At 56.6% G+C, this 14,069-nt stretch carries 12 protein-coding genes; 8 read left to right on the forward strand and 4 right to left on the reverse strand.

Annotated features, from left to right (window positions below; translation table 11 throughout):
• Positions 1–9 precede the first annotated feature (9 nt).
• The 4 genes from gyrB to dnaA all read right to left on the reverse strand — a co-directional run bounded on the left by gyrB (position 10) and on the right by dnaA (position 6,414).
• Positions 10–2,400, reverse strand: a complete 2,391-nt coding sequence (gene gyrB, locus E8K79_RS13920; RefSeq protein WP_136515249.1) for a DNA topoisomerase (ATP-hydrolyzing) subunit B — start codon at positions 2,398–2,400, stop codon at positions 10–12.
• Positions 2,401–2,549: 149 nt separating this feature from the next.
• The gene (gene recF, locus E8K79_RS13925) at positions 2,550–3,644 is read right to left on the reverse strand and encodes a DNA replication/repair protein RecF (RefSeq protein WP_136515250.1); all 1,095 of its coding nucleotides are present in this window, start codon (positions 3,642–3,644) and stop codon (positions 2,550–2,552) included.
• A 40-nt stretch (positions 3,645–3,684) separates the two neighbouring features.
• Positions 3,685–4,803 (reverse strand): DNA polymerase III subunit beta, encoded by a 1,119-nt coding sequence (gene dnaN, locus E8K79_RS13930; RefSeq protein ID WP_136515251.1) that lies wholly within the window; start codon positions 4,801–4,803, stop codon positions 3,685–3,687.
• Positions 4,804–5,022: 219 nt separating this feature from the next.
• Positions 5,023–6,414, reverse strand: a complete 1,392-nt coding sequence (gene dnaA / locus E8K79_RS13935) for a chromosomal replication initiator protein DnaA (protein ID WP_135868986.1) — start codon at positions 6,412–6,414, stop codon at positions 5,023–5,025.
• A 284-nt stretch (positions 6,415–6,698) separates the two neighbouring features.
• Between dnaA and rpmH the strand changes: the two genes are divergently transcribed.
• The 8 genes from rpmH to rsmG all read left to right on the forward strand — a co-directional run bounded on the left by rpmH (position 6,699) and on the right by rsmG (position 13,745).
• A complete protein-coding gene (rpmH, locus tag E8K79_RS13940; RefSeq protein ID WP_135868985.1) occupies positions 6,699–6,848 on the forward strand; it encodes a 50S ribosomal protein L34 in 150 nt (49 codons plus the stop codon).
• Between the two features lie 8 nt (positions 6,849–6,856).
• Positions 6,857–7,210: a ribonuclease P protein component gene (rnpA, locus tag E8K79_RS13945; protein WP_136515252.1), complete on the forward strand. Its 354-nt coding sequence runs from the start codon at positions 6,857–6,859 to the stop codon at positions 7,208–7,210.
• Between the two features lies 1 nt (position 7,211).
• A complete protein-coding gene (gene yidD, locus E8K79_RS13950) occupies positions 7,212–7,412 on the forward strand; it encodes a membrane protein insertion efficiency factor YidD (RefSeq protein WP_216629319.1) in 201 nt (66 codons plus the stop codon).
• Positions 7,413–7,435: 23 nt separating this feature from the next.
• On the forward strand, positions 7,436–9,049 hold the full coding sequence (gene yidC / locus E8K79_RS13955) for a membrane protein insertase YidC (protein ID WP_136515253.1): 1,614 nt from the start codon (positions 7,436–7,438) through the stop codon (positions 9,047–9,049).
• Between the two features lie 18 nt (positions 9,050–9,067).
• Positions 9,068–10,435: a tRNA uridine-5-carboxymethylaminomethyl(34) synthesis GTPase MnmE gene (mnmE, locus tag E8K79_RS13960; RefSeq protein WP_136515254.1), complete on the forward strand. Its 1,368-nt coding sequence runs from the start codon at positions 9,068–9,070 to the stop codon at positions 10,433–10,435.
• A 187-nt stretch (positions 10,436–10,622) separates the two neighbouring features.
• Positions 10,623–11,216, forward strand: coding sequence for a hypothetical protein (locus E8K79_RS21315; RefSeq protein ID WP_198419823.1), 594 nt, complete (start codon positions 10,623–10,625; stop codon positions 11,214–11,216).
• A gap of 4 nt (positions 11,217–11,220) precedes the next feature.
• Positions 11,221–13,095 (forward strand): tRNA uridine-5-carboxymethylaminomethyl(34) synthesis enzyme MnmG, encoded by a 1,875-nt coding sequence (gene mnmG, locus E8K79_RS13970; RefSeq protein WP_136515255.1) that lies wholly within the window; start codon positions 11,221–11,223, stop codon positions 13,093–13,095.
• Positions 13,092–13,745: a 16S rRNA (guanine(527)-N(7))-methyltransferase RsmG gene (gene rsmG / locus E8K79_RS13975; protein WP_136515256.1), complete on the forward strand. Its 654-nt coding sequence runs from the start codon at positions 13,092–13,094 to the stop codon at positions 13,743–13,745. Before mnmG ends, rsmG begins: the two co-directional genes overlap by 4 nt.
• Positions 13,746–14,069: the final 324 nt, after the last annotated feature.

A 14,069-nucleotide genomic window follows, 5' to 3' on the forward strand; every position in this document is an offset into this window, starting at 1 on the left:
TTTTTTTCTTTAAACGTCGAGGTTGGAGACGTTGAGCGCGTTCTGCTCGATGAAGTCGCGGCGCGGCTCGACCTGGTCGCCCATGAGCACGGTGAAGATCTCCTCGGCGGCGACCGCGTCCTCGATCTTCACCTGCAGGAGCACCCTGTTCTCCTGGTGCATGGTTGTCTCCCAGAGCTGCTCCGGGTTCATCTCGCCCAGGCCTTTGTAGCGCTGGATGTAGAGCCCTTTCTTCGCGCTCTCCATGAACCAGGCAAGGATCTCGCCCTGGCTCTCGCTCTCGAAGATGACCTTGTCTTCCGGTCCCATGATGACGGCGGGGCCCGCTCCCATGAGGGAGCGTACCCTCTTGTAGTTCTCCAGCAGCATGCCGTACTCGTAGGATTCGAGCACCTCGAAAATCTGCTGGTCGATCTTCACGCGCAGGTTCCCGAAGGCGAACAGCATGCTGTCCGTGTAGATCTGGGCGTCGGTCTCGGGGCAGGCCTCCTTCATCTTCGGCAGCAGTGCCGCGAGGTCCGACATTTCCTCCAGCCCCTGCTTCACGCCGGATTTGAGGAACACACGCAGCAACTGGTCGTTGATCCCCTTCTTGACCACCTTGTCCAACAGGTCGTTGAAGTCGATGAGCTGGGTCAGGATGGGGATGATCTGCTTGCCGCGGTAGACGCGCTCGTCGGTCCCCGAGCCGAGCTTCAGGGTCATATCCTCGGTCCCTTCCTCGAGGAGGTAGGCCTGGAGCGCGGCCTCGTTCTTCAGGTACTGTTCCTTCCTGCCGCGCTTGATCTTGTACAGAGGCGGCTGGGCGATGTAGAGGTAGCCGCGCTCGATCAGTTCCATCATCTGGCGGAAGAAGAAGGTGAGCAGAAGCGTCAGGATGTGCGAGCCGTCGACGTCCGCATCCGTCATGACGATGATGCGGTGGTAGCGAAGCTTCGCGATGTCGAAGTCTTCCTTGCCGATCGAGGTGCCAAGGGCCGAGATCAGCGTCCTGATCTCCTGGGAGGCGAGCATCTTGTCGAAGCGCGCCTTCTCGACGTTGAGGATCTTCCCCTTGAGGGGAAGGATCGCCTGGTACTTGCGGTCGCGCCCCTGCTTCGCGGAGCCCCCTGCGGAGTCGCCCTCGACGAGGAACAGTTCGCAAAGCGCCGGGTCCTTCTCCTGGCAGTCGGCGAGTTTGCCCGGAAGCGTCCCCACTTCGAGCGCCCCCTTCCTGCGGGTCAGTTCACGCGCCTTCCTGGCCGCCTCGCGGGCACGCGCCGCGTCGATCGATTTCTCCAGGATCTTTCTCGCCATCGCCGGGTTCTCTTCCAGGTACATCGCGAGCTTTTCGTTCATCATGGTCTCGACGTACCCCTTCACCTCGGAGTTGCCGAGCTTGGTCTTCGTCTGCCCCTCGAACTGCGGCTGAGATATCTTGACCGAGATGACGGCGGTGAGTCCCTCCCTGAGGTCGTCCCCGGAGATCGCCACCTTCACGTTCTTCAACAGGTTGTTGGCGGTCGCGTAGTTGTTCATGGTGCGAGTGAGCGACGCCTTGAAGCCGATCAGATGCGTCCCACCCTCGTGGGTGTTGATGTTGTTGGCGAAGGAGAAGATCTTCTCGTCGTACGAGTCGTTGTACTGCATGGCGATCTCGATATCGACGCCACTTCTCTCACCCTTGATGTAGATCGGCTCCGGGTTGACCAGGTTCTTGTTCTTGTTCAGATACTCGACGAAGCTCCTGATGCCGCCCTCGTAGAAGAAGTCGTGGTCCTTCTCGGTACGCTCGTCGTGGATCTTGATGCGCACGCCGGCGTTCAGGAAGGCGAGCTCCCTGAGCCTCTTGGAGAGGACATCGAAGGAGAAATCGGTGGTCTCGAAGATCTCGCCGTCGGGGAGGAAGGTGATCTTGGTGCCGCGCCTCTTGGTCTCGCCGGTGACGGCGAGCGGCGCCTGGGGCACGCCCCTACGGTAGCTCTGGGTGAAGAGCTGACCGTTTCTGCGGATCTCCAGCTCGAGCTTGGTCGAAAGCGCGTTGACGACGGAGCTACCCACGCCGTGCAGGCCGCCGGAAACCTTGTAGGAGGTGTTGTCGAACTTGCCGCCCGCGTGGAGCACGGTGAGGACTACCTCCGCCGCACTCCTTCCCTCGGTCGGGTGCATGTCGGTCGGGATGCCGCGGCCGTTGTCCTCGACGGTAACCGACCCGTCCAGGTGGATGGTGACCTGTACGGCATCGCAGTAGCCGGCCAGCGCCTCGTCGATGGCGTTGTCCACCAGTTCGTAAACCAGGTGGTGCAGACCCTGAGCAGCGGTGGAACCGATGTACATGGCCGGACGCTTTCTTACCGCTTCCAGTCCTTCGAGAATCTGGATCTTATCCGCCCCGTAATCGCTTTGTTCTTCTGAGCTCATCGTTACCTCTTTCAAGAAATTTCAGTTAAACTATCCCCTCCCCCGGAGGGGGAGGGTGAGGGAGGGGGATGCTATTGTGTTGTTTTAGATGTTTAGCCCCCACCCGACCTCCCCCCTCCGGGAGGAGTTTTTGATCTGGCGGTGAACAGCTACTGCAAAATTTTTCCTTCCTTGATCCGGAAGGTCCTGTTCTCTTCCATCTCATCGATCGCCACGTTGGCAAGCGACGTCGTGGTGATGAAGACCTGCATTTCCCTTTTCTTCAGGAAATCCATCAGGTTCCTGTTGCGTTCCCGGTCGAGCTCGCTTGTCATGTCGTCCAGAAGGAGTACCGGAGGCGCCTCGAAACATCTCGTTATGTACTCGATCTCCGCCATCTTCAGGGCCAGTACGAAGGAGCGCTGCTGTCCCTGCGAGGCGAAGTGACGTGCCGAGCGACCGTTCAAGCCGAAGTAGAGGTCGTCGCGGTGCGGTCCGATGGCGGTGGTCATGCGCCGCCTTTCCTCCGCCGCGTGTGCCTTCAGCGCATCGGCCAGCGCCGCAGCAGGATCACGAAGGAAGGCTTCCTCGTTCACCCCGTGCAGCCGGTACTCGATCTGCACCGTCTCGTCGTTGCCGGAAATCTCGCTGTAGAACCCCTGCAACAGCTTTCCTATCTCGCAGAGGTACGCCTTTCTTCTCTCGATCACGAGCTGCGCCGCCTGGATCAGCTGCTCGGTCCAGACTTCGATCCCGGAACTCTCGCCGATCTTCAGGAGGGCGTTTCGGTTCTTAAGGATCTTCGAGTAATCGTGATAGGCGGACAGGTAACTGAGATCGCAGGTGAATACCGCCCGGTCCAGGTACCTGCGCCGCAAATCGGGTCCCCCGCGCACCATGGAAATCTCCTCCGGCGTGAAGAGGACAACGTTCAGGTTGCCGAAGAAATCATCCAGGCGCGTCGCGAGCTTGCTGTCGATCTTCGCCTTTTTGCCCTGCTTCTCCAGAAGTACCGCTATCTCGCGAGTGACGCGGTCCCGCTCGACCGATCCCTTCACCAGGGCAAACTCCGAGCCGAACGCGATCAGCTCGACGTTTTTCGCCTGCTTGAAAGACTTCATCGTCGCAAGGAGGTAGATCGATTCCAGCAGGTTGGTCTTGCCCTGGCCGTTGTTGCCGTAAAAAACGTTGAACTTCTTGCCCGGAGCAAGTTCCAAGTTTTGCAGGTTACGGAAGGAAGCAAGTTTGAGTTTTATCAGTTTCATCAGGGCCTTAAAAACACAGGCTGGCTAGTTCTCACCCCTTTTACAGCCGCATCGGCATGATGACCGCCAGGAACTCCTCGCTCTCCACCGCCTTCATGATCACCGGGGAAAGCTCGTCCTTAAGCTTCAGCTCAACCTCGCGCTGCTCCATGACGGAGAGGACATCGATCAGGTACTTGGCGTTGAAACGTGCGGAGATGTTGATGCCTTCGTAATCGATCTCGATCTCCTCGCGCGCCTCGCCGAGCTCCGGGTTGCTGGAGGAGATGATGACCTGCTCGGGGCTCACGTCGATCTTCACCCCTTTGAACTTCTCGCTGGAGAGGATTGACATCCTCTTCAGGGAATGGAGGAACTTGTCCCGGCTGATCTGCACGATGCGGTCGTTGCTCATCGGGATGACCTTGGTGTAGTCCGGGAACTCGCCGTCGATGAGGCGCATCACCACTACGGTGTTACCCTTTTTGATCACCGCGCTGTTGTCCATGAAGCCCAGCATGATCTCGCCGTCTTCCTCTTCGACCATCTTCTTCAACTCGAAGATACCCTTCTTCGGGAAGATGACCCCCTTGGAGAGCTCGGCGGTGATGTTGCCGTTGATCGCCTTCTGGGAAACGGAAAGACGGTGGCCGTCGGTGGCGACCATCTTGAGGACGTTGGCGCCGTTCTCCTCGAACGCCTTGATGAAGACACCGTTCAGGTTGTACTTCGTCTCGTCGTAGCAGATGGCATAGGAGGTTTTCTCGATCATGTCCGCGAGGATCTCGTTCTTGAAGATCAGGAAGCTCTCCTCCTTCACCTTGGGGAAGTAGGGGAATTCCTCGGAGGAGAGACCGACGATGTTGAAGCGGGCCTTGCCGCAGGTGATCTCTACCCAGTCGTTGTCCTTGGTGGTGAAGAGGATCTCTTCGTCCGGCATCTCCTTGACGATCTCGTAAAGCTTCTTGGCCGAGACGGTGATCTTCCCTTCGCGGATGACCTTGGTCGGGTAGGAGCTCTTCATGCCGACCTCGAGGTCAGTGGCCGTGATGAAGAGCTGGTCGTTGTGAACCTCAAGCAGGGCATTGGAGAGAATGGGCATGGTGTTGCGCTTTTCTACGATACCCTGGATTCTCTGGAGGGCTTTCATAAAAATCTCTTTGCTGATTCTGAATTCCATGTCTTCTCTCCGGTTCTGTTTTTATTATTATGTTTATAAGTAATGATCGTAGTAGTAGATAGTGTCCTGTTGATACTGTGGACAACCATGCTTAACCTTTGAAAGTGCTGCGTTTTCGCCTCTGGAAATCGTGCGGGAAAACTTCAGTCGTTTTTCCAGTTTCTGCACAGCTTTTTTTGACACGGCTTTATCCCGCCGAGTTATGCACAGTTTTCCCCACTAAGTGAACAGCTTTTTCTTGATGTCTTCCACAGTCGCTTTCAGGTCCGCATCGGCCGCTAACTGCTTCTCGATCTTCTTCACCGAGTGGATTATCGTCGAGTGATCCTTGCCGCCAAACTTCTCGCCGATCTCCGGGTAGGACGCCTTGGTGAGCTCCCGGCATATATATATGGCTATCTGGCGCGGCACCACGAGCGTCTTGATGCGTTTGTCCGATTTGAGCTCCGAGAGCTTGATGCGGAAGTGTTCCGCCACCGTCTTCTGGATCATCTCAACGGATATGTCGCGGGTCTTCTCGACGATGATGTCCTTCATCACCTCTTTGGCCATGCCTAGGGTGATCTCCTGGCCGGTGAGGCTCGCGAAGGCCTCCAGGCGGATCAGCATCCCCTCAAGCTCGCGGATGTTGCTCGTCGCCCCTTCGGCGAGGAAGAGCGCCACGTCGTCCGGAAGGTTTACCGCGTGCATGTCCGACTTCTTCTTGAGAATGGCGACCTTGGTTTCCACGCCCGGCGGCTGGATGTCTGCGATGAGACCCCACTCGAAGCGCGATCTCAGGCGCTCTTCCAGACCGGGGATGTCCTTCGGGAACTTGTCCGAGGTCACCACGATCTGCTTGTGCGACTCGTAGAGCGCGTTGAAGGTGTGAAAGAACTCTTCCTGGGTCGCTTCTTTTCCCGCCATGAACTGGATGTCGTCGATGAGCAGCAGGTCCATTTTCCTGAACTTGTTGCGGAACTCGTCCATCTTCTTGTAACGCAGCGAGTTGATCATCTCGTTCATGAACTTCTCGGACGAGTAGTAGCAGATCTTGGCCTTAGGGTTCTTTGCCAGGATCTGGTTCCCGATCGCGTTCACGAGGTGCGTCTTACCCAGACCCACGCCGCCGTAGATGAAGAGAGGGTTGTAGTTCGTGGCCGGCTTGTTCGCCACCGCCTGTGAAGCGGCATAGGCGAACTGGTTGCTCGGCCCCGAGACGAAGGACTCGAAGGTGTACTTGGAGTTGAGGTTAGGGACGAGATCGTTCTTCTTGTCCTTCACCGGCTCTTTATCCTTTTCCCTTTCTTTGTCCTGCTCCTTCTCTTTATCCTTTTCCTTCCCCTTTGCCTTCGGTTCCTTTTCCACCTTAGGTTCGGCGGACTCCGGCTGGGGGTCGGCGACGTGGAACTCTATGTGGTAATTCTTCGAGGTGATCGCGGAGAGAACTTCCTTGATCATGGAGAGGTACTTCTCGGTAACCCATTTCTGAAAGAAGACGCTCGGTACTTCGATGACTACGGTGTCGGCTGTGGCGCCGAGAAACTTCAACGGCTCGATCCAGGTCGTGTAAGTCTGTTCAGTTAGAACTTGTTTCAGGTTTGCCTGGGCTTCCAGCCAAATGTTTTCCATGGAGAGAGGCCTTTTTTTTCACTGTTTTTAAACAGCTTTATCAACAACTGTTGATAAGAAATAAGATAGGTAATTTCAGTGGCTTATCTGATTTTAAACAGTCTAAGCCTATGTTAATTTTTTTAGCGTGTCAGACTAACATGCCGTCCCCTTTGTTGGCAAGGCAAAACTTGTCGCAGCTAATGGCTCAGGAAAAAGCCCTTGACAAGAACTGGTGTTTATGTTTAAGTTCGACACTTGCCTTTAAAAGCATTGTTACCTCAAGACTTAAGGAGTAGATAAAGATGAAAAGAACCTTCCAGCCGAGCAATACCTCCAGGAAGAGGACCCACGGTTTCCTCGTTCGCATGTCCACCAAGAACGGCCGTCTCGTCATCAAGAGGAGAAGGGCTAAAGGGCGCAAGCGCCTTTCCGTAGGCATTGCTACCAAGTAATCTACTTTTTGTCCTGCTCGGATTTTCCCAAAGCTGAACGCCTGCGCAGACGCCCCGAGTTCCTGCAGTTCAATGACGGCGCATCGAAGATGCATACGCCGCATTTTCTGCTGTTATGGAAAGCGAAGGACGGTGGCGTCACGAGGGTCGGATTTACCGCTAGCAAGAAGGTGGGTAACGCCGTAGCCAGAAACTTCATCAAGCGAAGGCTGCGGGAGTTTTACAGGCAGAACAAGTCTCTTTTCATCTTGGCCGACTTCAACATCGTTGCCAAGAAAGGGGCGGACTTGCTTGACTTTCACCAGATCTCAACCGAGCTCGCAGCCGCCTTCGGGCGGCTGCGTAAAAAACATGGTCACTAGCATACTCAAAGGCCTTGTCGTTCTCTATCAGAGATTCATATCTCCGCTCAAGGCCCCATCCTGCCGTTTTTACCCCACCTGTTCGCATTACTCCTTACAAGCATTGGAAAAATACGGCCCTCTGAAAGGGTTGTGGCTGACGGCAGTGCGCATTCTGAAATGCCACCCGTTTCACCCGGGCGGTTACGATCCGGTCAAATAGTCTAGTCTCTCCAGGAGCATATAATGGAAAAACGTCTTATCGTAGCGATACTGCTCTCCATCGGGGTTCTGTACGCTTATACCTTTGTCTTTCCTCCCGCGAAGCCTGCACCCACCGGTAACGTAGCCAAGCAGGGGGCCGTCAGTTCCGCTACGGCAGCCACCGCAGCTACTGCCGCGGCACCGCAAGCTGCTGCACCGACTGCTCCCATAGCAGTTCCCGCACAGCCTGCTTCAACCGCGCGTGACATCACCGTCGACACCGATCTCTACAGCGCGGTCTTCTCCACCCAGGGTGCCGGTCTGAAGAAGTTTGTCCTTAAGAAGTACAAGGACGTTGCCGGGGCAAAGGGTAAGGGGATCGTTCTCGTTGACGAGACAGCCGCCAACCGCTTCAGCCTCCTGAGCGACTCCCGCGAGCTCGGTTTGAATCCGAACTCGATGTATGCCGTAGCAGGCAATGATCTCCAGTTGACCAACGCCAACAAGGGGACCCTCGAATTCAGTACGACGACCCCGCAAGGCGTCGTGTTCAAGAAGACCTACACCTTCTCCGGTGATTCCTACCGGATCGACCTGGTGGAGCAGGTTCAGAATGCCGGTGCCGCTCAGGTATCCGGTACACTGCACCTGCTGCAGAACGCACGTGTCGTTGACCAGAAGGCCGGCGGGGGGCGTTACGAGGTCTACGGCCCGTCCACGCTCACCGACAATGCTGTCAAGAGCGAGAAGCTCGACAACCTGCTCAAGGCCCCCGTGCAATTCGACAAGGGTGTTCTCTGGTCCGCCTTCGCCGACAAGTACTTCATGGACAGCGTCATCGCCGAGAAGGGGAGCATCGCGCAGGTGCGTCTCTCCCGTCCCGGCAGCGACTCCATGCTGAGGGATATCGTGTCTCCGGCCGTCAGCGTCGCCCCCGGGCAGAGCGCTTCCGTCAGCTACGCGCTTTACTACGGCCCGAAGGATCTCGACATCCTGAAGGCGCAGGGGAGCCGGCTCGAAGAGGTGATTGATTACGGCTGGTTCGCAGCCATTGCGAAGCCGCTCGTGGTCTTCCTCAAGTTCCTTTACAAGTACACCGGCAACTACGGCATCGCCATCATCATCATCACCTGCATCCTGAAGGCGCTGTTCTTCCCGCTCACGCACAAGAGCTACAAGTCCATGAAGGACATGCAGAAGATCCAGCCCAAGATGAATGAGCTGAAGGAGAAGCACAAGAACGATCGCGACGCGATGAACCGCGCCGTGATGGAACTGTACAAGACCCACAAGGTCAACCCACTGGGTGGCTGCCTTCCGATGGTGGTTCAGATCCCGGTGTTCTTCGGCCTGTACCGCTCGCTCATGTACTCCATCGAGCTCAGGCACGCGCCGTTCTACCTCTGGATCACCGACCTTTCCGCTAAGGACCCGTACTACGTGACCCCGCTCATCATGGGCGCCACCATGTTCATCCAGCAGAAGATGACACCGACCAACATGGATCCGGTTCAGGCGAAGATGATGCTGATGCTTCCCGTGGTCTTCACCTTCATGTTCCTGAATTTCCCGTCCGGCCTCGTTATTTACTGGCTGGTTAACAACGTGCTTACCATCGCGCAGCAGATGTACATCAACAAGACGGTAACGGACTAGCACGAAACGGATACGACAATGTATGTACGTGACACAATTGCAGCAATCAGCACAGCGGTAGGTGAGGGGGGGATCGGGATCGTAAGGATCAGCGGCCCTGCCTCCCTGCCGATCGCCGAGAGCATCTTCAAAGCTAAGTCGAACGGTGGCCTAAAAAGCCACCGTTTTTCTTATGGCGCTGTGGTAACTCCGGAAAGTGGCGACCTAGTCGACGAGGCCATGGTTGTCTATATGAAGGCGCCCAATTCCTACACCAGGGAAGACGTGGTCGAGATCCAGTGCCACGGTGGCACTCTCGTCGTCTCCAGGATCCTCAATCTCGTTATCAGTGAAGGGGCACGTCTAGCGGAACCCGGCGAGTTCACCAAGCGCGCTTTTCTGAATGGGCGGATCGACCTGGTACAGGCGGAAGCCGTCATGGACGTCATATCCAGCCGGACCGATGCCTCCCTGGCACTTGCTCAACACCAGCGCGAAGGGCTCTTGTCCAAACGGATCGCTACGGTGAAGGACGGGATCGTCTATGCCTTGGCCTACGTCGAGGCGCTTATCGACTTTCCGGAAGACGACGTCGATATTGCCGTCGAAACCGATGTGCTCGGTAAGGTCTCGCCTGCACTGGCTGAACTGGACGCATTGATAGAGGGGTTTGACGAGGGGAGGGTACTGCGCGACGGGGTTTCGGTCGTCATAGCCGGCAAGCCGAACGTAGGGAAATCCAGTCTCCTCAATACACTCTTGAAGGAAAAACGGGCCATCGTCACTTCGGTACCGGGCACTACCAGGGACCTGATAGAAGAGGTGGTCAACATAAACGGCCTTCCCGTCAAACTGCTCGATACTGCCGGCATCCGCGAGTCGGATGATCAGGTCGAGCAGGAAGGCGTACGGCTGTCTCTGGACCGCATACCCAGAGCCGACCTGGTTCTTTTTGTCATCGACGGCTCCGCACCATTTGATGAAGACGATGCAACCATTCTTCGTGCTATTGGTGCGAAGAGTTGTATCGTGGTAGAGAACAAGTCTGATCTGCCCTCGGTGGCTGTGCTCCCGTCAGATTTCTCCGCGCCCGTGGTCACTATCTCCACGCATACCGGGTCCGGTGTGCCTTCCTTGCGCGACGCGATCACCAATGCTTTCATGCATGGCCACGCCATAGACAGCCGCGAGTATGTCGCAGTGTCTAAGGCGCGGCACTGGGATTCGCTGCTTAAGGCCCGTGCCTCGCTGCGCTCCTTCGTCAGCAATCTTGAAGCCGGTATGAACCTGGAGGTTCTTCCTGTAGACTTGCGTGATGCGCTCGACGCGGTTGGTGAGGTAACCGGGGAGACCACCGCGGACGATATCCTCGATAGGATCTTCTCGAGCTTCTGTATCGGGAAGTAGGGGCACGCTGATGTTTCACGTGAAACAGGTTGTCTTTTCACCGAAACTATAGTGGCTTACGCCGGTTCTAACGCATTACATATTTGCTGTGGCGGCCCAGTTCCCAAGGGAAGGGACATGACTGCGGAATCTGATTCTCCCACTAGTTAACAGTGGTGACGAATCACCGGCCGTGTTGGACGAGTCGTTGACCACACCTGACGAGTCGTTGATCGCATCTGACGAGTCGTTGATCGCATCTGACGAGTCGTTGCTCGCATCTGACGAGTCGTTGCTCGCATCTGACGAGTCGTTGATCGCATTTGACGAGTCGTTGCTCGCATCTGACGAGTCGTTGATCGCATCTGACGAGTCGTTGATCGCATCTGACGAGTCGTTGATCGCACCTGACGAGTCGTTGATCGCACCTGACGAGTCGTTGATCGCACCTGACGAGTCGTTGATCGCACCTGACGAGTCGTTGGTCGCATCTGACGAGTCGTTGATCGCATCTGACGAGTCGTTGATCGCACCTGACGAGTCGTTGGACGCACATGACGAGTCGTTGGACGCACATGACGAGTCGTTGGACGCATCCGATGAGTCATTGATCGTTCCGGATAAGTCTTTCGTCGGTTACATGAGGCTGTTGTTTTTGGTGTTGTTGTGCAACACGCTGAATAGACATGTATTTTTAGCATTGTTTCACGTGGAACATGCATTGGGATTAGTAGTATCCCCGTTGATGGAACCCTGGCGGGTTCGTAATGTGTTCCTAAGGCTCAAACTGCGAATGGAGTAAGGTTTTGATAGTTTACGACAAGAAATATGACGTGATTGTGGTCGGCGCGGGACACGCCGGGTGCGAGGCTGCGCTTGCTGCTGCCAGGATGGGGCAGTCCACCCTTATGCTCACCATCAACCTGGACGCCATCGCCCTTATGTCCTGCAACCCGGCCATCGGCGGCTTGGCGAAAGGTCACCTGGTGAAGGAGATCGACGCCCTGGGTGGTGAGATGGGGCGTAACATCGATGCGACCGGCATCCAGTTCCGCGTGCTGAACACGAAGAAAGGGCCGGCCGTCCGTGCGTCCCGTGCCCAGGCGGACAAGCAGATGTACCGTCTGCGCATGAAGCACGTGATGGAGCAGCAGGATAACCTCGATCTCAAGCAGGTCGAAGTGACCGGGCTCGTCATCGAGGACGGCGCGGTGATCGGGGTGGATACCAAGGGCGGCGTCCGCTTCATGGGTAATACGGTCGTTCTCACCACCGGTACCTTCATGCGCGGCCTCATTCATATCGGCTTGATCCATTACCCGGGCGGCAGAGCAGGGGACCTTCCCTCCATCGGCCTGTCCGACGGACTGAAAGATTACGGTTTCGACGTGGGCCGTCTGAAAACGGGTACCCCTGCGCGCCTCGACGGCCGAACCATAGACTTCGATAGGCTCGAAAAGCAGTACGGTGACGAGAACCCTGTGCCGTTCTCGTTCTCGACCGAGAGAATCGAACAGAGCCAGGTTCCCTGCCACATCGCTTATACCAATGAGCGCTCCCACGAGATCATCCGTAGCGGTCTTGATCGCTCCCCGCTCTATGCCGGTATCATCGAGGGGATCGGGCCGCGCTACTGCCCATCCATCGAGGATAAGGTCGTGCGCTTCCCGGACAAGGACCGTCACCAGACCTTCATCGAGCCGGAAGGGCGCGAGACGGTCGAGGTCTATCCGAGCGGCATGTCCACCTCGCTCCCCATCGATATCCAATGGGCCTTCTACAGGAGTATCGAGGGGCTTGAGCGCGTCGAGATCATGCGCCCGGCCTACGCGATCGAGTACGACTACGTCAACCCGATCCAGTTGCACGCCTCGCTGGAGACGAAGCTGGTGCGCAACCTTTACCATGCCGGCCAGATCAACGGGACGTCCGGTTACGAGGAGGCGGCTGCCCAGGGGCTCATGGCCGGCATCAACGCTGCCCTTCGGGTCCAGGGAAGGGAACCGCTGGTTCTGGGCCGCAGCGAAGCCTATATCGGTGTGATGATCGACGATCTGGTCACCCTCGGCACGAAAGAGCCGTACCGTATGTTCACCTCCCGTGCGGAATACCGCCTGCTGCTGCGCGAGGACAACGCGGATTTGCGCCTGAGGGAGAAGGGGCACGAGATCGGTTTGGTGCCGGAGTTCCTCTACAACTCTTTCCTGGCAAAGAAAGAGCTGATCGATACCGAACTGGCGCGCCTATCCAGCGAAAGGCTGGCGCCGTCGGCTGCTGGTGAGGAATTGCTGGAGGAATGGGGGCTGGTCGGCATGCAGAACGCCATCAGCTATGAGCAGTTGCTGCGCCGCCCCGAGTTCACCTGTCAGGACCTCTCCCGCATCTACCCGGAGATCATGGAGCTGCCAGAACAGGTACGCGAGCAGATCGAGATTCAGATCAAGTATCAAGGGTACATTCAGCGCCAGCTTGAGCAGGTGGAGCGCTCCGCCAAACTGGAGACGACGAAGATCCCTGCCGACATGGATTACGGCAGCGTTTCCGGCCTCTCCACCGAGGTGCGGGAGAAGCTGGTGAAGTTCCGTCCGGACACCCTGGGCCAGGCTTCCCGCATCCCCGGCATTACTCCTGCGGGCATCACCATCCTTTCCATTGCTTTGAAGGCGAGGTACGGCCGATGAACGAGCGCGCCAGGGATTTCCTCAAAAAAGGGGCCGCGGAACTGGGTATCGAGCTCACTGCTGCGCAGTTGAAGAGCCTGGACCTATTCGCGGAGGAGCTGAAAAAGTGGAATCGTAAGATCAATCTGACCGCGATAACTGATGACGAAGGGATTGCGGTGAAGCACCTTGTAGACTCGCTCAGTCTTTTGAAGGTGGTGCGCGGACCGGCACGTATGCTTGATATCGGCTCCGGCGGAGGATTTCCTGGTATCCCGGTGAAGGTGGTGCAGCCCGATCTGGCCATCGTCTCCGTTGATGCAGTGGTGAAAAAAATCAGCTTTCAGAAACAGGCGGTGCGTCTGCTGGGCTTCCAATCTTTCGATGCGCTGCATGTCCGGGCGGAAACGCTCGCCGCCGACTACCCCGAATATTTCGACTGGGTTGTCTCCCGCGCCTTTTCGGATATACCTTCCTTCGTTGCCATGGCGCTGCCGGTCCTGAAGCCGGAAGGACGCATCGTCGCCATGAAGGGAAAGAACGCAGCCGAAGAGGTGTCGACCGCTGAAGAGGAACTGCAGAAACTTGGAGCCAGGGTCGAGTCGGTGCTCGATTTTAATCTCCCTTGCTCTGGAGACGCCAGATCGCTGGTAATAATAGTTAAGAAATAGTTAATTTTCACCGATTTCTTTGTACACGAGCATAAAGGGGTTTTTTAGGGGTTGTGTTTGTGAAAGAAGGTCAGTGTTTGTCGTGTGGCGAGATCGCCTGTTTTTGGTACCAAATTTAAAGCCTAAATTTTGTGCAAATTGATCGGAACCGGCGAACGTCGCCTGGATTCCCCCTCCCCTTGCGGGAGGGGGGCAGGGGGTGGGGGTAAATGCCATCAGCGATGCACTAGCAGCTTCACCCACCCCCCAGCCCCCTCCCGTCAAGGGAGGGGGAGTCTCGCGATTATACTTGCATGGCGGTGCCGTGGTTAGAGAGTCCTTTTG

This window comes from Geomonas edaphica (assembly GCF_004917075.1).
GTDB lineage: Bacteria > Desulfobacterota > Desulfuromonadia > Geobacterales > Geobacteraceae > Geomonas > Geomonas edaphica.